Here is a 22777-nt window from a genome sequence, read left to right on the forward strand (position 1 = left end):
AATGCTTTGCGCCCCCAAAAGGCAAAAAGGCTTCGCCAGTCGTCGTCGCCTGGCAAAGCCTTCGTTACACCGTCTGAATCAGCTATGTCCTCCTCTACCTGGACACATGCCCTTCCATGATCGGTCGAATATTCCCTTTGTATTGTTCCAGCAAGCGCACAGACTCTTCCCGCGCCAACGCTGTTTTTTTCATGACAATCGCCAGCTTGGCGTCTCCATTCGCTTGCGCCAAAAGCTGCTCCGCTTCTTCCGGCGGCACTTGCGCGGCCTCTGCTACGATCTGCTTGGCTCGCTCCTTCAGCTTTTCATTTGTGATTTGCACGTTCACCATCAAGTTTTTGTACACCTTGCCCAAGCGCACCATGCATGTCGTCGTAATCATGTTCAATACCATTTTTTGCGCAGTCGCCGCCTTCAGCCGCGTAGAGCCTGTTACGACCTCCGGGCCGACCACCACGTTGATCGAGGCGTCCACACCCTCATTGATTTCGGCAGCAGGATTGCACGACAAGGAAATGATTTTCGCCTTCAATCGCCCCGCTTCCTCCAGCGCCCCTTTTACATAGGGAGTCCGTCCGCTCGCGGCAATGCCCACTACCGCATCGCCTTCGCGCACGCCATGCGCCACAACATCTTCCTGCCCCAAATGGGCGAGATCCTCTGCGCCCTCGATTGCTTTCACGACCGCTTCCACTCCGCCAGCGATCACGCCTTGCACCAATGCAGGGTCTGTGCCAAAAGTCGGCGGGCACTCCGCGGCATCCAGTAGTCCAAGACGTCCGCTGGTGCCTGCGCCAAAATAAAACAGCCTTCCGCCGTTTTGCAGGCATTCCGCGATCATATCGATTGCCCGAGCAATGGCAGGCAGTTCTTTTTCCACGCAATAAGCGACTTTTTTATCCTCTTCGTTCATGAGTCTGACGATATCGAATGTCGAGAGCAAATCCAAATCTTCGGATTGCTTGTTCTTTGTTTCCGTGGTCAAGCCGCTCAGTTGATTTCTCATGCGCTACCTCCCCGTCAGTTTTGTTTTGTCACTTGTTTTTGCGTCCAAAGTTTCCATGCTGCTCCTACATCCTGACAGGTAATCGACCAGTTGGTTTTTGCTTGCCAAACAATACATCCGCTACGGCTTCGATCGCCAGCTTGCGATGATCGTACACCGCGAGACAAGCATCGACTTCGGGAAATGCGCCCAGGTCGTACGGGTTTCGCAGCGCTACCGCGATCACTTTTTTGCCTTGACCGGACAGTTGCTTGACCAACTGCGCCTGCCCTTCGTAAAGATGGGCGTTGTACGTAAAGACAATGACCGTTTCAAAAGGCGCCATCGCGGCAAAAGCTTGCTCTACTTCTTCCCGCGTCGGTTGCAACGAACGCAGAAAATGGCATTGTACCGGGCTATACGCTTGCAAAGACGCTGCCAAAAGTTCCGCTTCCGCCTGCTGGTCCTCATCCTCGGCCAACGTCACTCGCCCGACTCGCGGCATGATCACGCCAAGCGTCGCAGCCTGCTTCGGAATGGGGACGATCCCGCGCTCATTTTTCAGCACCGTGACAGCCTGCGCCAGCACTTCCTTCGCCAAATGCTCGTGCCCGGCCCGGTCAAAAGCAGGAGGCGTCGTCGCAGCATACGTCTCCCAGGAAAGAAAACGCCGCTTCAAAGCCAAAACCCGATTGACTGCTTCGTCTACGCGGGCTGGGGAAATCTCGCCGTTTTCAATCGCCTCGACCAGTCGGTCATACGTCTGCTGCTGAACCTCATGCGTATGGGAGACCAGCACCATATCCACGCCAGCGTTGAGCGAGAGCACCGCCGCTTCCGGCACGCCAGTGGAGTTGGCAATCGCCGCCATTTCCAGGCAGTCGGTAATCGCGACTCCGGAAAACCCAAGTTCCCTTCGCAAAATGTCCGTCACGAGCTGCTGCGAGATCGAAGCAGGCAGTCCGCTGGCATCGATGGTCGGTAAGCTGACATGACCAATCATGACCACCGGAGTGCCTGCCTCGATGCAGTGCCGAAACGGAGCCAGCTCGACCTGTGTGAGCCTTTGCCAATCGTGCGGCAAAACCGGAATCGCTTCATGCGAGTCTGTGTGCGTGTCTCCATGTCCGGGGAAATGCTTTACTGCCGGAATGACGCCGCTCGCCAGCAAACCGTGCATGGCTGCTTCGCCAAATTGCCCGACTGCCGCTGGGTCAGCCCCAAATGAACGAACGCCGATCACCGGATTTTGCGGGTTGTTGTTCACGTCGATGACAGGAGCAAAATTGACGCCAATCCCGGCCGCTCGCAGCTCCGCGCCTGTCGCTGCGTATATTTGCCGCGCCAAGTCTGGATTTCCCGTCGCTCCGAGCGCCATCGCCCCGGGGAATGCTGTCGCTTCTTGCAGTCTCGACACCACCCCGTTTTCCTGATCCGTCCCGATCAATAGCGGGCAGCAGTGCCCGGCCTCCTTTGCCCAGCCTTGCATCGTGCCCACGCGCTCAAATGTTTCCGCGTGCGAACCGATGTTGCGGCTGAACAAAATGACGTTGCCAATCTGCCGCTCCTTGATCCATTTTTCCATCTCTTGTGGCAGATCGAGCGTCTGGTACCCGATCATCAGCAACTGCCCAACTTTTTGCTCCACACTCATCTGCTCTGCGCGCATGGAGATCCCCCTTCTCACAGCTCCTTGCTGTATTTGGCGTACTGCTTCCAGCTTGAATAGCCGAGCTTGGCGTAAAAGTTCATGAGCGCAGTCCAGTCGATGACAATTTGCCGCACGCCGCGCTTGCGCAGCATGGCAATCCCTGCCTGGACAATCGCCAGTCCCAAACCGCTTCCCCGATGCGCCGGGTCGATGCCAAGCGGCCCGATCCCGCCCAATTCCTGCTCAAACAGCGGCGACCAGTACACGTTTTGGGCAATGAACGGCGAGTTGGCATCGTTAATCCGGCAAAAGCCGACGATTTCTTTTTGCCGCTCCAAAACAACGAACTCGCGCCCGGTTCCCCCGCGCTGAAAATAGTGGATCGCCTCGTACTCCCAGCGCCCCGGAAAGCAGCGGTGCAAAAAGGCCAGAAAAGCTTCCTTGTCTGCTTGCGTCAACAACCGGAAGCAACCGTCGGAAACTTGCGGCAGCGGCGATGCTTCCTCCTCTGCGGCATAGCGGCAGAGCAGATCGTTTTCCAGCGGCTCCAGCAGACTGTATCCTCGCGCGGCAAACCAGTCTTTGACCGCCGTCGATTCATCAGGGATGCCAGGAAAGTAATGATACGGATCGCGCCCCAGCCAAATTTTTTGCACCCCTCGCTGCTGCAAAGCCCGCTCCGCCCGCGTCAGCAGCTCCCCGCCGATTCCTTGCCCGCGAAACTCGTGATCCACCAGCAACACTTGAATCCAGCCGACACCTTTTCCCAGCTGGACATCGAGTTTTTCCTGCCAGCATTTCGCCACAGCGAACCCTGCCGGACGGCGCGTGGCAGAATCGATGGCAATCCAGGAGCCGGCTTGCAGCACGTTTTTGTCTGCGAAGCTGTTTTGCTGAAAAAGCTCGGGCCGCATCGGGAAGCGCTCGCCAAGCTCCTGGTTCCACAGCTCGCACAAAGCATCCAGATACAGCTCGTCTAATGGTACATAAAACATGCGTTTCATCCGCCTCCTATTGCCTCGCCTACTTTAGCCCGGAAGTTTTGGAGCCTTCCACGAAATATTTTTCCGCAAACAAAAAGACGATCAAAATCGGAATCAAACTGATCAACGCCCCGGCGACCAGCAGCTGGTCATCGGTCTTGTACTGTCCGCGCAGCGACAAAATTCCGATCGGCAGCGTAAAATGCTCTTCGGATAGCAAATAAATCACAGGCGCGAGAATCTCGTTCCATTTGCCCATGAACGTAAATACGGCCAGTGTCGCCAGCGCCGGCTTGCACATCGGCAAAAATACCCGCCAGTAAATCTGGAACGGATTGCAGCCATCCAGCTTGGCCGCTTCCTCGTAGTCTTTTGGAATGCTCAAAAATGCTTGCCTCATCAGAAAAATCGCGAACGGCTGTCCCAACCACTCCAAAATCCACAGCGGCGTGAGCGAGTCGAGCATGCCCAAATTTTTGAAGATGATGAACTGCGGGATGATCGTCACAATCCCCGGAATCATCATCGTACCGAGCACGATCATGAACAGCGTGTCGCGAAACGGAAACTTCAAGCGAGCGAAAGCAAACGCGATCATCGAGCTGGACAACAGCGTACCGACTACGGAAAGAACGGCGACAATCACACTGTTCACCGTATAGCTGCTGAAGTTCGCCTGCTCCCACACCTGCGAGTAGTTACTCCACTTCACAGGGTCAGGCAGCCACTCCGGCGGAAATTGCATGTATTGTTTGTACGTTTTCAACGAGTTGAAGACAGTCGTCAAAAACGGCACAACCATGATCAAAGTGCTGGCGAGAACAAACAGGTATCCGAATAGTTTATTGAGCGGAAAACGCTTTTGCATGGCTACCCCCTTTTCCTCTGCACATCCAGTCAAGTTTAGTCATAGTGAACCCATTTCTTTTGCAATTTGAATTGCACCAAAGTAATCGCCAGCAGGATGAGGAACAACACCCAGGCAATCGCGGAGGCGTAGCCCATCTTGTAAAAGCTGAAGCCTTGTCTGAACATGAGCAGCATCAGGACGAGGCTCGCATTGTTGGCGCCGCCCGTCGATCCTGCTTCGGTTGACCCGCCCGTCATGACAAAGATTTGTTCGAAATTTTGAAAAGAGTAGATCGTGTTCAAAATAATGACGAGAAACGTCGTACCGGAAATCATCGGCACGGTCACCCGCCAAAACTTTTGCCAGGCGTTGGCGCCATCAATCGAAGCCGCCTCGTACATGTCATTGGAAATCCCTTGAAGTCCCGCCAAAAAAATAATCATCATGTAGCCGACCGACTTCCAGATCGCGATGAGCACGAGCACCGGAATGACCCACACTTCGTCGATCAGCCAGCTTTGCGGCGCAATCCCGAAGTGGGCGAGAATGGCATTGGCAAAACCGATCCGCTGGTTGAACACCGCATCCGCCACATAGGCAATTACCGTCCAGGAAGAGATCACTGGCAAAAAGTGCGCCATGCGGAACAGCTTTAGCCCTTTCAGCTTTTGGTTCAGCGCGACTGCCAGCAAAAGGGCCAAAAACGTCTTGGCCGGAACGTACAAAAGCGTGAAGTAGACCGTGTTCCACAGCGCCTGGTAAAACAGCGGGTCCGCGAACAGCTTTTCATAGTTGTCCAGGCCAGTCCACTTGGGCGGATTCAAAATATCGTAGTCGGAAAAGCTGAAATACAGGGAAGCAAGGGAAGTTCCTACGACAAACACGAGAAAATGGATCAGGTAGGGGGAGACGAGAAGCAATCCCCATCTCCCCTCGCTGTCCAGCCATTTCCGCTTCTTTTTCACATCAGGCTGTGCCTGTAGCTTGTTCGGTATCTCCAGCATCGCTCGCTACACTTCCTCCCCTGATGGTTTGCTATTGCTTCTTGAAGAAGTCATCCAAAACTTTTTGTACCCCTTGATCGGTTTTCGAGATGTAATCGTCCACACTCATCTTGTCCATGAACAGCTCGGCCAAATTGTCTGTGACGACTTTCAGCCATTCGGCAAAGACGGCATTCGTATCGATCGTTCCGGCGAAGTCCAGGCTATCCAGGAACACTTTTTTGTTGTCGGGCTTGATGCTCGGATTCAGGAACATCTCGGAGTTGGCGACCGATTTTTTCACCGGGATCGCTTCGCCCACCTCTGCCCATTCTTTTTGCGCCTCGTCCGATGTCGTCCAATACGTGATCCATTCCTGGGCTGCTTTGACTTTTTGCTCCTCGGCTTTTTTGTTGATGACCCACGAGTTGGCGATGACAGGCGCAAAACGTTTGCCGTCCGGGCCTTTAGGCATCGGCGCGACATCGTAGTTCAAGCCTGCTCCGTTCATCGAGGTCGTCGCCGCGTAAATGTCGATCTGCATCGCCGTGGCCCCGCTCAAAAACACCTTGAAATTGCTTTGGAACGCTTTCAGCTCTGCCGGGTTGGGGAACAGCTTGCGCTTCATGCCGTCCGCCATCCACTCCACCGCTTTTTTGTTTTCCGGCGAGTCGATGATCGATTGCGTCATCGTCGGATCGAGAACGCCGCCGCCGTACGCTTTCATAATGTTGAACGCACCGCGCGAGCTTCCGAAGAACGTAAATCCGTACTGCTTCACCGCGTTTTTGTCAAAAGCAGGGTCGTCCGCATTTTTCCCGCTCGCATCAAGCGTCAGCTTGGCGGCAGCCGCCTTCAAATCATCCCAGGTCCAGTCAGCCGTCGGATAAGCGACTCCAGCCTTGTCGAACAAATCTTTGTTGTAGAAAAGCGCCCCGACCTGGATGCCCTGCGGCACGCCCCAATATTTGCCGGAAGCGTCTTTGTTGAACTCCACGCCAAGCACTTCGTCTTTGTTGACTTCCTTCGTGACGTAATCGGTAATATCGCGAATCGCTCCGCGCTGGGCAAAGCCGAATACTTTCGTCCCGTCGCTTTGCCAGATGTCAGGCGCATTTCCTGCGGCGATTTGCGTCGTCAGCTTCTGGTAAAAGTCTTCGTAGGGCGCTGTCACTGTCTTGATTTTGATATGCGGGTGAGACTGTTCGAATTTTGCAATAATTTCTTCCATCTTTTTCTTCGTCGGCGGGTCAGAAGTATACCCCATGTACAGCTCCACCTTGTCTCCCTGCTGCGTCGACGATTGGCTACATCCTCCCACGAGCAATGCCGCTGCCAGACTGGCGATCCCTACTACGGATAAAAACTTGCTTTTTTTCATGGAAAGCCTCCCCTTTTCAAAAAATGTCCTTCTCTCTAGCAAAAGAAAAATGATTGCTTTGCCAGCCGTTCGATTCGTCCCGCTGTACCGTGGCTAATGAGCGTCAACCAAAAACTCCCCCTTCGCCTTCTGCTTGCAGCGCCTCTATTGCGAGAATTTACTGGCAATTTGTTACATACCTGTATTATAGACTCTTGAAACAAAATATCAAGATATCTTCTTAATCATAAAATAAAATTTCAAAATTTCTTTTTCGACACCCGCTGTTCGCTTTTCTCGTTCCGTGTCGAGAGCCAACCTTACACCATTGTAATTTTATGTAATCTAAATCGATTTCTTCTCTGCTGCCCGTTGGTTAGTATTTTCCTATTGTCAAAGAAAGGGGCTGGCTATTTTTGAATTTGATGGAACTCAATGTGCAGTGCTTCCGGGCGATCAACGACCTGGGAAAGCAGTATCCAGAACTGAATCCGGCGTTTTACGCCATCGCGGAATATACGGTCTACGCGCTGGCTCTGTGCGCCCTGCTCTACTGGTTCACGCGAGACTCGCAAAATCGCATGATGGTAATCTGTGCGACAGCCACGTTTGTCATGGCGGAGGTGCTCGGAAAACTGGCTGGGACTCTGCATACTAACAACCAGCCATTCGCCGAGCTTGCCAATGTGAATCAGCTGGTGCAAAAAGCCGTAGACAATTCGTTTCCGAGCGACCATACGATCTTGTTTTTCTCTTTCTGTGTCAGCTTTTGGCTGTTCCAAAGAAAAACGGGCATTCTCTGGATGCTGCTCGCTGTGTGCGTAGGTTTGTCCCGCATTTGGGTAGGCGTACACTATCCGGCCGACGTCCTCGTAGGCGCTCTGATCAGCATCGGCTCGGCATTGACCGTCTTCCTGCTGTTGCCGCGCTTCGCTTTTGTACATAGCTTGCTTTCCTTCTATGAAAAAATGGAAAGCGCTATTTTGCCCGTCAAGCCACGCTCCAAAGGATTGTAAAGCAGCACAAAAAAGCCCGAAGCGCGCTCCTTTTGCTCAAAGGAGTGGATGCTTTGGGCTTTTTTGCGATCTCAGCGAATTTTGTTCAAGTTGCTGAAGCCGTAAACGAGTTGAATGACGATCCCGGCTGCCACGACAGGCAAAAACCATTTGCCGAATCCGCCTCCCCACCCCATGGCGATCGAAACCGATTCCAGCAAAATCGCAGAAAACACGATCAGACACATATTTTTTAACTGATTCACTATTTTTCGACTCTGCAAATAAAATTGCTCCGCGTTGGACTCATTGAATCGCTTCGGGTAGTTGTACACTTCCGGATGCTTTTCCAAAAGCTGCATCAAGCCAAAGATGAATGCCCCGATCCCGGGCAAGATGAGCAGCTCCCACTTGGACCCCCAGCGATCCACTTCTCCCACCGCGTCAAAATGGGCTGGAACCTTGTCCGGCAGTTCCCCCCAAACGAACAGCAAAAAGACGATTCCACCGATATAAAAGAAGGCCCCAAGAATGTCCCATATCCATTCGCTTTTCGACTTGGCGATTTCGATTTTTGGGCGTCCCCACCAATCGGACATAGAGATACTCCCTTCTGTTTGTCAAACTGGTTTGACTTTTCTAGAAATTGGAGATAAGATTCATCCAGTTCCGTTTCCCATGAAACCATTTTGCTACATACAAACAGCTACAATAGAAGGAGAGAAAGCCATGGTGCGTCATTCTAATCATAATTTGCAGCCTTTGCAAAATCAACAGGCCCATTTTCGATGTTTTATCGATTCATCCCATGAGCGACAACGGCTTTACAAGCGGACACTCGTGATCGTCGTCATCTCGCAAATTTTTGGCGGCGCCGGACTCGCCGCTGGCGTCACGGTCGGTGCTCTGCTCGCCCAAGACATGCTGGGAACCGAAAGTCTCGCTGGCATTCCCGCTGCCTTGCTTACGCTTGGCTCCGCGCTGGCCGCTCTGTTGGTCGGCAAAATTTCGCAACGCCATGGTCGCCGCTTCGGTCTGGCAGCCGGCTTCCTCGCGGGCGGAATCGGCGCCATCGGGGTGATCCTCGCTGCCACGACGCAAAATATCGTCCTGCTGTTTGCCTCGCTGCTCGTTTACGGCGCCGGGACAGCCACCAACCTGCAAGCCCGCTATGCCGGAACCGATCTGGCCCAGCCGCAGCAGCGCGCGACCGCTGTCAGTACCGCACTCGTTTCTACCACCTTTGGCGCAGTGGCTGGCCCGAATCTGGTGGAAACGATGGGCCGTTTTGCCACTTCCATCGGCGTGCCGCCGCTGGCTGGTCCCTTTATTTTAGGGGCTGCGGCTTTTCTTTGCGCCGGACTGGTCTTTTTGTTCCTGCTTCGCCCAGACCCGCTGCTGGTTGCCCAAGCGATTGCCGATGCCCAGGCCCGCGAAGAGAAACATCCCGAACATCTGGCGGATAGCCAGTCTGTCGCCAACAGCCGCGGCATCATCGTCGGTGCAACGATCATGATTTTGACCCAAATCGTCATGGTTGCGATCATGACGATGACTCCCATCCATATGAAACATCACGGCCATGGCTTGAGCGAAGTCGGTCTCGTCATCAGCGTGCATATTGGCGCCATGTACTTGCCTTCGCTTATGACTGGCATACTTGTGGACAAAATCGGACGCTCTGCCATGGCGCTTGCTGCTGGCATTACGCTGCTCGCGGCAGGAGTGCTCGCTGCTTTGGCCCCTGCTGATTCCATGCTGCTGCTCGTCCTCGCTCTGGCTCTGCTCGGACTCGGCTGGAATTTTGGCCTGATCAGCGGTACGGCCCTGATCGTCGACGCGACTCCGCTCGCTACACGAGCGAAAACCCAAGGGACGGTCGACGTCTTGATCGCCCTTGCCGGAGCATCTGGCGGAGCTTTGTCCGGCATGGTCGTCTCCGGTGCCAGCTACGCCACGCTGTCGCTCGCTGGCGGCTTCCTTTCCCTGTTGCTGATCCCTGTTTTGATCTGGTCGAAAAAGAAGCAAGCGGCAACGCATTCTGAAAACGCACCGCTGGGGTAAGGCAGGCAGCGTTGGACGATTCCCGCAGAAAGAGGCGAAGCTTTTCGCCTCTTTTTGTCATTTTTGCTGCGCTCTCGCCGCTATGCGCGCAGTTCTCCACGCACACATCATGTCGTTTTGTAGAGTTGAAAACTGAATTTTTCGGGCGGCCTTCGTGTTGCCCTACTTCTCTCAGCTCCCTCTCATCAAACCGTACGTGATGTTTTCCCTCGTACGGCTTTCCGGGCACGCTTCACACAGAAAAAGAGGCAGAATCTCCCGCCTCTTTTCTTTTGCTCATCAGCAAAAATTAGCCCAGCTTGCTTGCAGCATTCCCGATGACAATTCCGTTTAGCTTGAGCGTGACCGGATTGGCAATCGTGTCGCCGACAGGGCATGTCTTCTCCAAAAACTGAATGAATGTTTCCACTTGCTCTCGGGATGCGTCCGTCTTGATATGAAAGGTATAGCGAATCTCGGAGTAACCGCGACGCACATCGGATTTGTTCATGAAGCCATCTGTATCGAGGTCGCCTTCTACCTCCACCCAAAAGTCGTCGAGCTGCACACCAAACTTTTTCGCATACGCACGCGCTACAATCGATTGGCACGCGCCAAGGGCAGACAGCACCAATTCGACAGGATTCATCGCTGTATCCGTTCCGCCAAGGCTTCTCGGCTCGTCGACCGTTACCTCGAAGTTTCTGGAATGCGCCTTGACGACCATTCCCTCCTGAAGATGCGCGGTTGCTTTGAATGTTTCAACTGGCATGATCCCACTCCCTTTCCTATCTTTCACATCCTATTGCAAATCTTAACACATTTATCCGACTGTTTTAATATGAATTATTGCAAAATCTTGAAAAGATAAAAAAGATAGCAAGTCGAGATGTTTTGTCGCGAAAACTTTTTATCCATTTGGATTTCCTGTGACCCGATGTACTCTTCTTACGGCTAAGCCAATGGCGGAAACTGCCCTTCATTTCGCACCTCTTCCCGCATGCTGGCATACCATTTCTTTCTTTTTTTGTAACTTTTCAACCTTTCGGGCGTCTTCTTATTGCAGAAAGGATGATTCGATGAAAATAACCCGTATGATTGCTCTAACAACATTGTTTCTTGCTGTCTCACTGTTCCCGTCCCTGGCATTGCCGACAGCAAGCGCAGCAACTGCATCGGCAACAGCCACTCCAACAGACCCGCCAAGCAAAATATATCGGATCGGTCTGGATGGCAAAAAGCAGACGCTCGTCGCTCAATTGCCTGCCGTACACCGCGCGAGCATGTCGCCGAGCGGACGTTTTGTGTACGCCGAAAAGCAAGGATTCACAAACAACGCACCGACCATTCCTTATTTGTACGACACCAAAACCAAGCAGTTCAGCCAGTTGAACGGCTTCGCCAAATGGGCTTCTGGCAAAGATGAGCTGTTAATGGTCGAGCAAGCCAGCTTGTACCGCTACAACCCGCTCACCAAGCAAAAAACGTTGCTTGCCAACGGCACGGCCGACACGCCAATTCTCGATTATGCGATGGCACCAGACGGCCATTACCTCGTCTTTGTGCAAGCCAATCTCAAAGAGCCGGATGCCACCAAACGCTACAAACTGTACTTGCAAGACATGAACTCACTGAAAATGAAGGTAAATGACCAATTTTCGCTCAGTGACGACCAACTCAAAAGCTACATGGTGCCAGACTTGTTTTATTGGGTGCCGACATCCAAAAAAGTGCTGTACAAGGCAAACAGAGCGATAAAAGAACTCGATTTGCCAACCGGACTCAAGTACACGTATTCTTTTAAAAACTTCCCCTCGTATTCCAACGATATGAAGCTGCGGTTTGAAGACAAGCAAGGACACGGTTTCATCACCGACCTGCAAACCGGAAAGAGTGTATCGACCCAAGATAATTACACTGCGGACCCAAACGATTTGGAGCGTCAATTGACGAGAATCTACTGGTCGCCGACTGGCCATAACTATGTCGCGGACAAATATTGGCACCCCTCGAACGGTCAAGATTTCTATGCCCAGCTTGTGATCAAAACAACAACCAAATCGTTTGTGTATCCATTCGATAACAGCTTTTACATGAACTCAAGCGACAATATCCAGTTTTTAGGGTGGGCAACTGACGGCAAGTCATTTTTTGTCGGCGATTTGGACTCCGTACACATGAGCCGTTTTGACAAGTGGGAGTATCGGGAGAGGTAAGACAGATTGGGGAGATGGTGAATGATCGAGATAAAATATGCAGTAAAAAGCTGCGCACTTCAAGAAGGCGTCGGACAGCTTGAAGTATTTTGGGAAGTTAACAACGTTGATTTACAAATCACATACTTCCTCTTCTACGATTGTGATGGAATGCAGCACCAGTAAAAGGAGCCGAATTGGTCATTAAAAAGCTATCTTAAACGCTATTCCATCAACGTCCCTCGGGTTACCGAGGGGTGTTTTCGTTTTGCCTGGTAGTATCCGAAATTAACACTTTGTTCATGCCCAATTGTTCGCACTTGAAAAAAAGAAAGAGGAGCCACTTTCGCAGCTCCTCAAAATTTTGAAAAAGGAAGTCTTATTACGGTTTGATAAACGTAAACGGAGAGCCTATTGCTTGTCCATCAACGGTTTTGACTTGAACGGACAGACCATCACCAGAGTCGAAATCCGCTCCTGATGTTACGATCTCGATAGCAAATGTTGTTTGCCCCTGAGCATTTGTTGCATCAAGTTGGACATCGCTTATGGTGGTAGTTCTAGCTACACCTTTTACCGAGTAGGTTTCATCATGCGCAGGATCATTATTCGTAATCGTAATGTCGATCTTGAACTGGTATCCCACTATTGGAGTAGAGTAGTTATCTCTTGCAGTGACAGTTACCGTTCTTATAACCGAATCATCTCCAATCGGATTATCGATTATCGCAGTTGAGGTTAATGGATGCACAATTCCTGGCATCGGAGGAGTTATTGGTGGGATCACTGGCGGTATAACTGGTGGCACGCTATTCTCGTCTTTTCCCTCTCTATCTGCGGGAGTATAACGAGCCTACACCGTGCGGGCGACTTTCATCGCACACGGCGTGTCATCACCGGATAGGAAATAGTCATTTCGATCTATTTTTACAACGGACAAGTGTATTATATCACGTTAAAATAAGAAAATAGTAGTATTTTTCAGAAGAAAAGTATCAAATTAAACAGAGTATTCCGTAGACTTCCAGGACAGGAAAATATACTATTATCTTGTATTGATCTATTTTTATTTTAAAGTGAGGGATTTCTGTGATTATTGCGCTTCTGGTCCTTATTGCCGCCGTGTTACTATTCGGCGCAAAAAGTGTGCGGGATTTTATTTCTTCAGCAATCACAGTCGCATTTGCTCTACTAATCCTATTATTCGGAATCGGTTTGATCATGGACAATAGTTGGGGATGGGGAATAGTATGCACCGTATTAGGAGGAGGAATGCTACTCTTAATGCTCTTGATGTTGATCGGGAATACGGTAATGAAAATCATGAAAGTATTTTCTTCTAAATAAAGAAGGCTGAACGGTATCAGGAGCTAACTATGGCATAGCATATAACATAACAAAAGGCTTATTCCTCTTTATGTTCAAGTGGGAATAAGCCTTTTGAATGTTTATCAAACTTATCTTATGCCAAAACAGGACCAGCTTAAAAAAAACGGCTTGCTTTCGAGTGAACTCGAAAGAATATACTTTGTATATGGAAAAGCTGCTAACTATTCGTCAAGTTGCAAATGCCACTGGTCTTAGTGTACACACGCTTCGCTATTACGAAAACATCGGTCTTCTAAGTTCCATCCACCGTAATAAAAATGGCTACCGTTGCTACACAACAGACGACATTGCTTGGATTGATTTTTTGACTCGACTGAAAGCTACTGGCATGCCGATCAGCGCAATGCTCGAAATTGCCGAGCTAAAGCGCCAAGGGGATTCGACACTAACGAAAAGGAGAATCATTTTGGAGGAGCACTATGCAGCTGTGGAGCAGCATATCATGGAGCTGCAAAATCATTTACAATTGCTCGCAAAAAAGATCGTAATTTACAAGGAGATGGAAAAAAACCATGAGTCAACGCGGTAACTTGCTTCACATTTATTTATACAGGGAAAGGAGGTCGCTTGTATGAACAAGCCGTACCTTGCTTTCTTAATTGCTTTCGGAATATTCGGAATCATAAACACCGAGCTTGGCGTAGTCGGTATTTTACCGCAAATTTCCGAGCACTATCAAATCAGCGCTTCGCAAGCAGGACTGCTCGTAAGCTCTTTCGCCTTAATCATCGCCATCTTTGGCCCGGTCATGACGTTATTCTTTTCTGGATTAGACCGTAAAAACATCATGGCTATGGTTCTCGTCGTTTTTGCCATTTCCAATCTGATATGTGCCTTTGCCCCGAATTATGTGGCGTTATTGCTGTTCCGGATCGCGCCTGCCTTTCTCCATCCTGTTTACTTCTCTGTAGCATTTGCGGCGGCTGCCAGTTCAGTGCCAAAAGAGCAGAGCGCCCAAGCTGTAGCCAAAGTGTTTGCGGGAGTAAGCGCAGGAATGGTATTAGGTATTCCCGTCATCTCATTTATTGCTGAACAGTTTTCTCTTGAAGTCTCTTTTCTGTTTTCCGCCAGTCTAAATGCCCTGGCTGCCGGATGTATTTTTTGTTGGGTTCCATCCATGCCCGCAACGGAAAAATTATCGTTCCGCGCCCAACTGGGAGTGCTGCGAAAACCTCCGTTATGGTTTAATATTGCGACTGCTTGTTTCATCCTTGCCGCTTTGTTTGCCGTATACAGCTACTTCGCCGAATATCTTGCCCAAGTGACAACCATGGATCGCAAAGTGATCAGCGCCATGCTGATCGTGTTTGGTATTAGCGCAGTCCTAGGCAATCTGCAAGCTGGCAAGCTTTTAAGCAAGAGTGTTACGAAAACAACATTTTTTTATCCCATCATACTAGCGATGATTTATTTGCTACTATTTTTTGCGGGAACGTACACGATTCCAACCATTATGTTGATCATTTTGTGGGGAGCGGTTTTTGCCAGCGGACTGATTATAAGTCAAACCTGGCTTACTTCTGAGGCAACGAAAGCTCCCGAGTTTAGCAATAGCTTGTTTGTATCTTTCGGCAACCTGGGTGTCGCGATAGGCAGCGCGTCAGGCGGCTGGTTCCTATCTGAGCTGGGCACACATCATATTGTCTGGAGTGGGGTGCTTTTTCTCACCCTCGCGTTCCTTTGCATTGTATTGAAGATAAAAATTTTTGATCGACATAATTTATTTGCAAAAGCGTAGTTCATTTCTTGCATCGCAATGCGCTCGCCGACGGCACCCGTTTGCAAACCTGTGCGCTGCCTGCCTTCACTCTTACTAAAAGCAAAGGCTGTCCCGGGGTTCAAGTGCCCCCTATCAGACAGCCTTCGCTTCATTTTTATCCCGATACCGATGCTTCTAGCTCTTACCCCTTATTCCTCAAAAACAATAACCCGAACGCGGACAAGATGCCTAATCCGGCAGCGCCATACGTGTTGATGAGCACTTTCCGTTCCCCCGTTCCCCAGTACAGCAGCCCGTGCAAGGTCAACGAAACGACACAAAGCAAAAATGTCCATTTTACTACTTGCTTCATCGTCGATCTGCTCCTCCCGTCCGCTACTGTAGCACATCGACACGCTCGATATTGCGAATCGACATAAACGCGACCGCCGCTCCGAGTAATGCAAGGCCAATCGGCACCGCTATGATGGAGTATAAAGTGAAGCCGTTGACGTTCTGGCAAACGAGCGTCACCACGAAAATCGATGACACGATGGTGGCCGCGCCTGATTTCTTGCGCATGCCGAAGTAAAGCGGAATCAGGCTTAAAAAGCTGGTCGCCAGCGCACTCATGACGACCGTCAGCAGTCCTTTGGCTGCGACAGGCAACGTGAGCGGCTCTGAAACAACGGGCATAAACAAATTAAATACATAAAATCCAGCGCCAACAAACAGGTTCGTCGCAATATCCGCAATCAGCGTAAACAGCACGACGACAAGCAGCTTGGCGGCGATAAGCTTTTTGCGATTGATCGGGTACATGAATAGCACCATGATCGATTTGTTGCGGAACTCGTCAATGACAAGCCGTGAAATGAGCACTGCCGCGAAAACGATAAACGTTCCTCGAATAAACGTATCTATGACGGAAAACGCCATGTCATAACTTTTAAAAGACATATCTTGTTTCATTTCCGCGTCAAGACTGATCAAGCAAATAAAACCCAGAATCACGACGTTGGCAATGATCGCCCCCCGTATATAAGACCATAGGCGAAGTTTGCGCATTTCGAGCTTCATCAGTTTAAGCAACTACCCCACCCCCACCCAGGATAGAGAGGAAATAGTCCTCAAGTGACCCTTTTTTCTTATGAACCGCTTCGATCGCGACATCGTGCAGCACCAGAGCCTTCAACAGCTCACTTTGTGGAATGCGGCTATCGTAAATGCGGACTTGGCCTTCGTCGGTGATGCGCACGTTGGAAATATGCAAATGGTTCTCAAGTATGTAAGCCGCCTTACTGCTTTCGTTCGTTGTAATTTCAACATATTCTGCCGTTTGCCTGGCGATTTGTTCCATCGAAACCTCCTGCAGCAGCTTTCCCTCGTTCATGACTGCAATCGTGTCGGCGATCAGCTCGATTTCACCAAGAATATGGCTTGAAATGACAAGCGTCATCCCGTACTGCTTGCACAGCATTTTGAACAGATCGCGAATCTCCTTGATGCCTAACGGATCGAGGCCGTTAATCGGCTCATCGAGGATAAGCAGCTCCGGTTTCGTCATGATCGCCCGCGCGATGCCAAGTCGTTGCTTCATCCCAAGCGAAAATTCCTTGACCGCTTTCTTGTCAATCCCGTTCAAATTCACCAGATCAAGCGCCTCGTCGATCGACTTTTTGTTATGGTAGCCCATGTATTCACCATGCAGCTCCAAGTTTTCGTGAGCCGTCAGTTTTTCGTAAAAAATCGGGTTTTCAATGATCGTACCCATCCGTCCCAACAAATGGTACGAATGATCGGTCAGCCTTTCGCCGAAAAGTTCGATTTCGCCCGCCGACGGCTTCACCAGGTTGGTGATCATTTTCATGACGGTTGTTTTGCCTGCTCCATTTGGGCCGAGCATGCCGTATATTTCGCCTTGCTTGATGTTCAAATTGACGTTGGAAACAACTTCCTTGCCCTTATAAGCCCGGGTCAACTGCTTCGTCCTTGCGATATGCGTCATCGTTCGATGCCTCCCTCGTTCTTTACAGGCTTTATTGTAAGCATCGAAATTTGCTTATTCCTTACCTGATTCTTACAAATTCCTTAATCAGTGAATGCGATTCGTTTCAGCTTGACGGTAAACATCGTTTTTTCATAAGGCTTGCTCTGGATGCGAATCGTTCCTCCCTGCGCTTCGACAAGCCGTTTCGTAATCGTCAGCCCGAGACCGCTGCCTTGATACGCTTTGTTGCGGGAGTCTTCCAGCGTGTACATGCGCTCGAACACCCGATCTTGATGCATCTCATCGATCCCTTTGCCCTGGTCCCATACGTCCACGTACACGAACTCGTCGTCGCCCCGCAATGTTAGTCCGACGGCCCTTCCCTCCCCGCCATGCTGAATCGCATTGGCAATCAAATTGTTCAGGACACGATCCAGCGCTTCCTCGTTCCCCCATGCAAGCAGCGGCTTGTCCGGAATGTCGATAACGACTTCGAAGCCTTTGACCGTCAGGGTGTCGTAAAAAGCCAGCATGTTTTTTCCGCAAACGTCGTTCATGTGAATCCCGGAAAGGGAAATCGGCTTGTCTCCCGACTCCAGCCTGGCCAAATCAAAAAACTGGCGGATCAGCTCCAGCACCTCATTTGCCTTGGCGTGCACCTTGGTCAACAAAACTTTTCTTTCTTCGGCGTCCATATCCGGGTCCAAATTGATCGTTTCGATGTAACCAAGCACAACGGTAAGCGGCGTCTTCAAATCGTGCGAAATGTTCGAGAGCATTTTTCGCATCGACTGCTCCATCTTCAAGAAATTCGCCGTCCTGTGCTGGTTGTGCTCCAACAAATGATTGATTGCGATCAAGACTGGTATCAAGGCGCGATCGTCCGTAAAAACGAGCAACTTCTCGCTTGTGTCTCCCGCGATAATTTCGTTTAATTTGTTATGCATTTTCTCCAGGTTGGAGCTTCTTGCTCGATAAGCACGGTATTGAATGGCAATCACTACAGTCAAAATCACAACGAGTACAGCCAGCGCGATCACCATGTCAGTTGCCTTCCCACTTGTAGCCGATGCCCCACAGCGTCTTGATATACTTGGGTTCGGACGGGTTGTCTTCGATTTTTTCCCGCAACCTTCGGATGTGGACGTTAATGACGTTTTCGTCGCCGTAATATTCGTCATTCCAAATAAAACCGTACAGCTGCGCTTTCGTGAACACGCGATTCGGATTTGTGGTGAACAGCTTCAAGATTTCAAATTCTTTGGCCGTCAGTTTCAGGTCAACATCGTTTTTCGCCACTGAAAAATTGTCCAGATCAATGCGCAGCACGTCAAATGTCAGCACTCTGGCCGCTCCAGACGCCTGTTCTGTTGCTTCGGTGGCGATTTGTCCGGCAGTCGAATACGTCGTGGCACGACGAATCGCCGCTTTGATTCGGGCTGTCACTTCAATGAGCGAAAACGGCTTCGCGATATAATCGTCAGCCCCGAATCCAAGCCCGATCGCCTTGTCGACATCGCTGTCCTTCGCCGACATGATGAGAATCGGCACCGAACTTTTTTCGCGGATCAGCTTAATTACCTCGATGCCGTCCAGTTTCGGCATCATCACATCGACAATGACGATATCGAAAGCCTTTTGCCGAAACAGAGAAATCCCCTCCAAACCATTAAACGCCTCCGAGACGTCGTAGCCTTCTTTGACCAAATAATTACGCAACATTTCCACGATCTGGGTATCGTCTTCTATTAACAATATGCTGTGCGGCATGATGCTCCCTCCTAAAATTTCCATCGTGAAAATTATAGCCCGGTGCAAAGAGGATGCATAGAATTTGCGTAAAAATGGAGTGGACCTCTCACACAGGCAATACAACCGTCGAAAAAGCAAAAAAACAGCCAGCACAGAGCGGCTCTGCAATGGCTGTTGACAACGAATGCTGGGTGATTAGCGGTTCATGAGGCGTTTATCAGAAAGAGCTTACTCTATTCATGCATCCGCAATCCGCAAAAAAAGAACCCCACCTTTTGGATGGGGCTTAACTTAAACTGGATTGATTACTTCCAACTCAAACGATACCGATCCGCTTCCCCCTTTCCCATCATTTGCGGTAAGCGTTATGACTGCAACACCAGGCGTCTTTGCTGTAACCAGAATCCTTGTACTTGTATTCGGTTGGCCATTAATATCAGTAAAACTCTCCTGACCGATTGCTACGTCCACAATAGTGGAATTACTAGAAGAAACTGTGTAAGTCAAGCTGTCCCCATCATCATCAATAAGCCAGCTTTTTTCCGGCTTTTCGTTAATTCCCACCACCATATACATCCCGGGAATGTTTGCAGGAAAGTATTCACGCTGGCCAATAAAAGCATTTGTGTTCACTCTTGGCGCATGATTGCTAGTCTCGTCTTGAACCTTCTCTATCTCTCGGTTGTATAACGAGCCTACACCGTACAGGCGTCTTTCAACGCATACGGCGTGCCATCAGCGGATGCGACATGTACTTTTTACAACGGGCGTTGATAGAGTAACAAAAAGGATCAAGATTTTCGCCTAACTAAGGTTAGGGATTTGGGTGTTAAACATTAGAACCACAATATGTTCGATTGTCATGCTTACTCGTCCCTCCCCAATCTGTTCAAAATCTGTCTACCGATCTCCTTATTTTTACAATCAGTTCTCACACGTAATACTTGATTTAACTTGGTTCATTTCTAGAAGCGCTACCAAATGGGTTAACTTTCGTTAGCAGACACCATTGAAGGCGTGGCGTATGTTAAAGTTGCCCGTTGTAAAATTTCTCTTTTATCTGTTGATGGAACGCCGTGTGCGATGAAAGTCGCCCGCACGGTGTAGGCTCGCTCAAATGCCTTCGATTAGAGAAGGAAATAAGGCGAGAATAGCGATATAAAACCAATTGATGATGTTGTCATTTCTGGGTCTGGTTGGCATGTTTCTCATGGTAGATTTGTCGATTTTTATTACACCGTCCCACAGGACGCCGCATCTGAAAAAGTCTTACAGTCTACGGACAATGGAGAAACCTGGGAGGATGCTTACCTGCCATTAGGAATTAAATCCGCCTCGGTTAATGGGATTCCCAAGCATACTGTACGTGCTGCTCAGCTAGAGGCTGGAAAAACTTATCTATTTAAAGTTGTCATTACAGGTGGCAAGAACGAAGGCGAATCAAATGTTATTACTCAAACAGTCATGTAATCCATCAACAGCCCCCGGGGATAATCCAGGGGTTATTTTTATCGCTTGGACTACGTTTGTACCAGTCGTGTGAAGTGCTAGAATGCCTCTTTCAGAAGCATTTCTGTCACTAACCATTTGTGTGCTTCTCTTTGCTGCTTGTGATATGAAAAGAAATTTATTAGAAAACGATGAAACCATAAGTAAGATCGGGGTAGCGCCAACAAACCGCACCGAAGAACTCCTGATCACTATATGCAAGCGGTATCAGCGAGCCTAACGTTCTGATTTTTCGCAAAATTCCCTATCTATACTTCTGCATGCTTCTTACCTCCCGAAAAACTTAATCGTTTTCTTCTACCGCCCTCCGCAATTTATAGGGAGGTGATTACTATGATTAAATCTATCAAAAATTTGTTCGAACGCTTTAATTGGGTTTTGAGAGTGCTATATTTCACTGTTCGGGTAGTTGAACAAATCATGAAGTTCTTTAGCTAATGTTTTCAACCAGGCTGGGAGAAAAGAAGCTGTGCCTCCCAGCCTTCTCACAAGTAGTATCACAACTACAAAAGTACATTTTGGCTTAACCCTCGTCTGACCTGGTATAGAAACGGTTTTCTGCAACCTGTTTAAGTGAAAGATTCGTGATAATATGCTGATTAAATCTTTAATAGTGACCACGAGGAGGTTTGATTTTCAAATGGCTGAAAACATGAACAAAAGTCTCATGCTTGACATCACTCCGCTAAGAGCAGAGGATCGAAAGCGTTGGGACGTATTGGCTCGAAGCTACAAAGCCTTTTACGAGACAGAGCTCCCAGATTCCGCATACGATGCGATCTGGAACCGACTGCTCATTGGCGATAGAATATTCGGTTTCGGTGCGCATCTTCATGGCAACTTGATCGGTATCACCCACTACGTTTTTCAGCCTACGGTCTGGAAAGAAGATGTGTGCTACCTGCAAGACCTCTTCGTTGACGAAACCGCTCGCGGACATGGTGTGGCCCGTGCCCTTATAGAACGGGTCGCTCAAGCTGCACGAGAACAAAAAGCTTCTGGGCTGTACTGGCAAACCCGCCAGGATAATTTCACTGCTCGTGCTCTTTATGACAAAATTGCCTATCATAAAGGCTTCATTCGCTACGACTATACACTTGAATAGAAGTGGAGGCCTACTTCTCTTTGCTGTTCGTTATATGAAAAGAAACTTATTACAAAACGATGAAATCATAAGTAAGATCGAGCGTCTTGTTGTGATCCAAGAACAAAAACAGTCAACTCATTTTTCCACCAAGGAAAGCGATGAATAAGTTATGAATGTAGAAGAAACAATTGACCTGGTTGCTTCAAGTGTAGGAGTTGTCCACGATGTAATCTTTGTTTATTTCCTGGTCCAACTATTTCTTTTTTGGCGAAAACGTATATTTCAGAAGAAGAAAAAAGCAGAACTTCTCAATAGACTGATCTAAAAACTCGGGTTTCAACTGATGAGCAAGCAAAAGAAGGCCACTCCATCGATGCTCAGCAGGACCGCCTTCTTATGGCGCTGCAATTGGTGGCAACAATCGGCATGCAGCATACAAAAGAAAAATCTTCCCCAACAAAAAAAGAGGCGAAATTCTCGCCTCCCTCTTTTTCGCAATCAATCCCAAGCAAATCTTTGCTCTTTCCAAGGATCTCCATACATGTTGTATCCATTCTTCTCCCAAAATCCCTGCCTGTCCTTCTCCATAAACTCGATGCCGCGCACCCACTTCGCGCTTTTCCAGAAGTAGAGGTGCGGGATGACGAAGCGCAGCGGCCAGCCGTGTTCGGGGGTCAGGTTCTCGCCGTTGTGTTTGTTGGCGAACAGGTTGCCTGCTTTCGTGAAGTCGGCCAAAGGCATGTTCACTGTCCAGCCGTGCTCGGCGTGCAGCATGACGTACTTGGCTTCCGGCTTTATTTTCACGAGCTTCAGCACTTCTTCTACCGGGATGCCCTGCCACTCGTTGTCCAGCTTGCTCCAGCCTGTGACGCAGTGAATGTCGTTCGTCACTTCGCCTGTCGGCAGCGCCATCATTTGTTCGTACGTCAGTGTGACTTCTTCCTCGACCAAGCCGAACAGGCGGAAGTTCCACTCGGTGGACAGGTCCGTGTACTCTGGAACATCTCCGTAGTGAAGTACGGGAAAACCCGTCGTCTGCTTCTGGTTCGGGGGGATACGGTCGCGCTTGGTGTCTGTCGATGGATGGATAAACATAGGCCCACTCCTTGCTGTCTTTGTCCGCTTGTCCTGCTTTTTCTTATCATATCCAGCGAAAGCGATAACGTGCAAGAAAAAATGACGGCAAAAGTGCAGCGCCTGCAAAGCGTGGGCCAGCGCCGTACCACATACCAAGTAAGCCTCCAGCGCGTTTCCCCCGAAAACCAGCCCGAACCGAACCTGCTCATGCTGCAAAAAGACCCCCGCC

At 49.7% G+C, this 22777-nt stretch carries 24 protein-coding genes; 8 read left to right on the forward strand and 16 right to left on the reverse strand.

Annotated features, from left to right (window positions below):
- Nucleotides 1-94: 94 nt before the first annotated feature.
- The 6 genes from murQ to M2298_RS11665 form a co-directional block, all read right to left on the reverse strand.
- Complete coding sequence (gene murQ, locus M2298_RS11640) at nucleotides 95-1006, reverse strand: N-acetylmuramic acid 6-phosphate etherase (protein ID WP_122964590.1); 912 nt, start codon at nucleotides 1004-1006, stop codon at nucleotides 95-97.
- A gap of 64 nt (nucleotides 1007-1070) precedes the next feature.
- Nucleotides 1071-2654, reverse strand: coding sequence for a glycoside hydrolase family 3 protein (locus M2298_RS11645; RefSeq protein WP_173597529.1), 1584 nt, complete (start codon nucleotides 2652-2654; stop codon nucleotides 1071-1073).
- A gap of 14 nt (nucleotides 2655-2668) precedes the next feature.
- Nucleotides 2669-3631, reverse strand: coding sequence for a GNAT family N-acetyltransferase (locus tag M2298_RS11650; RefSeq protein WP_280648546.1), 963 nt, complete (start codon nucleotides 3629-3631; stop codon nucleotides 2669-2671).
- 28 nt (nucleotides 3632-3659) lie between these two features.
- Nucleotides 3660-4487 (reverse strand): carbohydrate ABC transporter permease, encoded by an 828-nt coding sequence (locus M2298_RS11655; RefSeq protein ID WP_122964587.1) that lies wholly within the window; start codon nucleotides 4485-4487, stop codon nucleotides 3660-3662.
- 35 nt (nucleotides 4488-4522) lie between these two features.
- Nucleotides 4523-5473: a carbohydrate ABC transporter permease gene (locus M2298_RS11660; RefSeq protein ID WP_122964586.1), complete on the reverse strand. Its 951-nt coding sequence runs from the start codon at nucleotides 5471-5473 to the stop codon at nucleotides 4523-4525.
- A 31-nt stretch (nucleotides 5474-5504) separates the two neighbouring features.
- A complete protein-coding gene (locus tag M2298_RS11665; RefSeq protein WP_122964585.1) occupies nucleotides 5505-6833 on the reverse strand; it encodes an ABC transporter substrate-binding protein in 1329 nt (442 codons plus the stop codon).
- A gap of 395 nt (nucleotides 6834-7228) precedes the next feature.
- Between M2298_RS11665 and M2298_RS11670 the strand changes: the two genes are divergently transcribed.
- Nucleotides 7229-7828: an undecaprenyl-diphosphatase gene (locus M2298_RS11670; RefSeq protein WP_122964584.1), complete on the forward strand. Its 600-nt coding sequence runs from the start codon at nucleotides 7229-7231 to the stop codon at nucleotides 7826-7828.
- A 71-nt stretch (nucleotides 7829-7899) separates the two neighbouring features.
- Here M2298_RS11670 and M2298_RS11675 read toward each other — a convergent pair whose 3' ends face one another.
- Nucleotides 7900-8406 carry a DUF1648 domain-containing protein gene (locus M2298_RS11675; protein WP_122964583.1) on the reverse strand — a complete coding sequence of 169 codons (507 nt, stop codon included), beginning with the start codon at nucleotides 8404-8406 and terminating at the stop codon, nucleotides 7900-7902.
- A 130-nt stretch (nucleotides 8407-8536) separates the two neighbouring features.
- On the opposite strand from M2298_RS11675, the gene M2298_RS11680 reads away from it, so the two are divergent.
- Complete coding sequence (locus M2298_RS11680; RefSeq protein WP_280648547.1) at nucleotides 8537-9871, forward strand: MFS transporter; 1335 nt, start codon at nucleotides 8537-8539, stop codon at nucleotides 9869-9871.
- 289 nt (nucleotides 9872-10160) lie between these two features.
- On the opposite strand, the gene M2298_RS11685 is transcribed toward M2298_RS11680, so the two are convergent.
- A complete protein-coding gene (locus M2298_RS11685) occupies nucleotides 10161-10622 on the reverse strand; it encodes an OsmC family protein (protein ID WP_280648548.1) in 462 nt (153 codons plus the stop codon).
- 307 nt (nucleotides 10623-10929) lie between these two features.
- On the opposite strand from M2298_RS11685, the gene M2298_RS11690 reads away from it, so the two are divergent.
- Both M2298_RS11690 and M2298_RS11695 read left to right on the forward strand, forming a co-directional pair.
- On the forward strand, nucleotides 10930-12066 hold the full coding sequence (locus M2298_RS11690) for a TolB family protein (RefSeq protein WP_280648549.1): 1137 nt from the start codon (nucleotides 10930-10932) through the stop codon (nucleotides 12064-12066).
- Between the two features lie 21 nt (nucleotides 12067-12087).
- Nucleotides 12088-12231, forward strand: a complete 144-nt coding sequence (locus M2298_RS11695) for a hypothetical protein (RefSeq protein WP_280648550.1) — start codon at nucleotides 12088-12090, stop codon at nucleotides 12229-12231.
- Between the two features lie 196 nt (nucleotides 12232-12427).
- Here the strand turns inward: M2298_RS11695 and M2298_RS11700 are convergent, their stop codons facing one another.
- A complete protein-coding gene (locus tag M2298_RS11700; RefSeq protein WP_280648551.1) occupies nucleotides 12428-12853 on the reverse strand; it encodes a hypothetical protein in 426 nt (141 codons plus the stop codon).
- Between the two features lie 281 nt (nucleotides 12854-13134).
- Here M2298_RS11700 and M2298_RS11705 point away from each other — a divergent pair, with 281 nt between their 5' ends.
- From M2298_RS11705 to M2298_RS11715, 3 genes are all read left to right on the forward strand, one after another.
- Nucleotides 13135-13392, forward strand: a complete 258-nt coding sequence (locus M2298_RS11705) for a hypothetical protein (RefSeq protein WP_063227427.1) — start codon at nucleotides 13135-13137, stop codon at nucleotides 13390-13392.
- Nucleotides 13393-13579: 187 nt separating this feature from the next.
- Nucleotides 13580-13963 (forward strand): MerR family transcriptional regulator, encoded by a 384-nt coding sequence (locus tag M2298_RS11710; RefSeq protein WP_280648552.1) that lies wholly within the window; start codon nucleotides 13580-13582, stop codon nucleotides 13961-13963.
- 42 nt (nucleotides 13964-14005) lie between these two features.
- Nucleotides 14006-15172 carry an MFS transporter gene (locus M2298_RS11715; RefSeq protein ID WP_280648553.1) on the forward strand — a complete coding sequence of 389 codons (1167 nt, stop codon included), beginning with the start codon at nucleotides 14006-14008 and terminating at the stop codon, nucleotides 15170-15172.
- A gap of 163 nt (nucleotides 15173-15335) precedes the next feature.
- Here M2298_RS11715 and M2298_RS11720 read toward each other — a convergent pair whose 3' ends face one another.
- From M2298_RS11720 to M2298_RS11745, 6 genes are all read right to left on the reverse strand, one after another.
- Nucleotides 15336-15506, reverse strand: a complete 171-nt coding sequence (locus tag M2298_RS11720) for a hypothetical protein (RefSeq protein WP_173600144.1) — start codon at nucleotides 15504-15506, stop codon at nucleotides 15336-15338.
- 23 nt (nucleotides 15507-15529) lie between these two features.
- Nucleotides 15530-16225 (reverse strand): ABC transporter permease, encoded by a 696-nt coding sequence (locus M2298_RS11725; RefSeq protein WP_229049742.1) that lies wholly within the window; start codon nucleotides 16223-16225, stop codon nucleotides 15530-15532.
- On the reverse strand, nucleotides 16218-17141 hold the full coding sequence (locus tag M2298_RS11730; protein WP_242774500.1) for an ATP-binding cassette domain-containing protein: 924 nt from the start codon (nucleotides 17139-17141) through the stop codon (nucleotides 16218-16220). The genes M2298_RS11725 and M2298_RS11730 overlap by 8 nt, the downstream gene beginning before the upstream one ends.
- A gap of 83 nt (nucleotides 17142-17224) precedes the next feature.
- Nucleotides 17225-18166, reverse strand: coding sequence for a sensor histidine kinase (locus M2298_RS11735; protein ID WP_122964564.1), 942 nt, complete (start codon nucleotides 18164-18166; stop codon nucleotides 17225-17227).
- A gap of 1 nt (nucleotide 18167) precedes the next feature.
- The gene (locus tag M2298_RS11740; protein ID WP_122964563.1) at nucleotides 18168-18893 is read right to left on the reverse strand and encodes a response regulator transcription factor; all 726 of its coding nucleotides are present in this window, start codon (nucleotides 18891-18893) and stop codon (nucleotides 18168-18170) included.
- A gap of 273 nt (nucleotides 18894-19166) precedes the next feature.
- A complete protein-coding gene (locus tag M2298_RS11745) occupies nucleotides 19167-19439 on the reverse strand; it encodes a hypothetical protein (protein ID WP_141254198.1) in 273 nt (90 codons plus the stop codon).
- Between the two features lie 1585 nt (nucleotides 19440-21024).
- Between M2298_RS11745 and M2298_RS11750 the strand changes: the two genes are divergently transcribed.
- Nucleotides 21025-21489, forward strand: a complete 465-nt coding sequence (locus tag M2298_RS11750; protein ID WP_274874309.1) for a GNAT family N-acetyltransferase — start codon at nucleotides 21025-21027, stop codon at nucleotides 21487-21489.
- A 480-nt stretch (nucleotides 21490-21969) separates the two neighbouring features.
- Here the strand turns inward: M2298_RS11750 and M2298_RS11755 are convergent, their stop codons facing one another.
- The gene (locus tag M2298_RS11755; protein WP_280648554.1) at nucleotides 21970-22566 is read right to left on the reverse strand and encodes a sulfite oxidase-like oxidoreductase; all 597 of its coding nucleotides are present in this window, start codon (nucleotides 22564-22566) and stop codon (nucleotides 21970-21972) included.
- Between the last annotated feature and the right edge of the window lie 211 nt (nucleotides 22567-22777).

This window comes from Brevibacillus sp. 1238, from assembly GCF_029892995.1.
Classification (GTDB): Bacteria; Bacillota; Bacilli; order Brevibacillales; family Brevibacillaceae; genus Brevibacillus; species Brevibacillus parabrevis.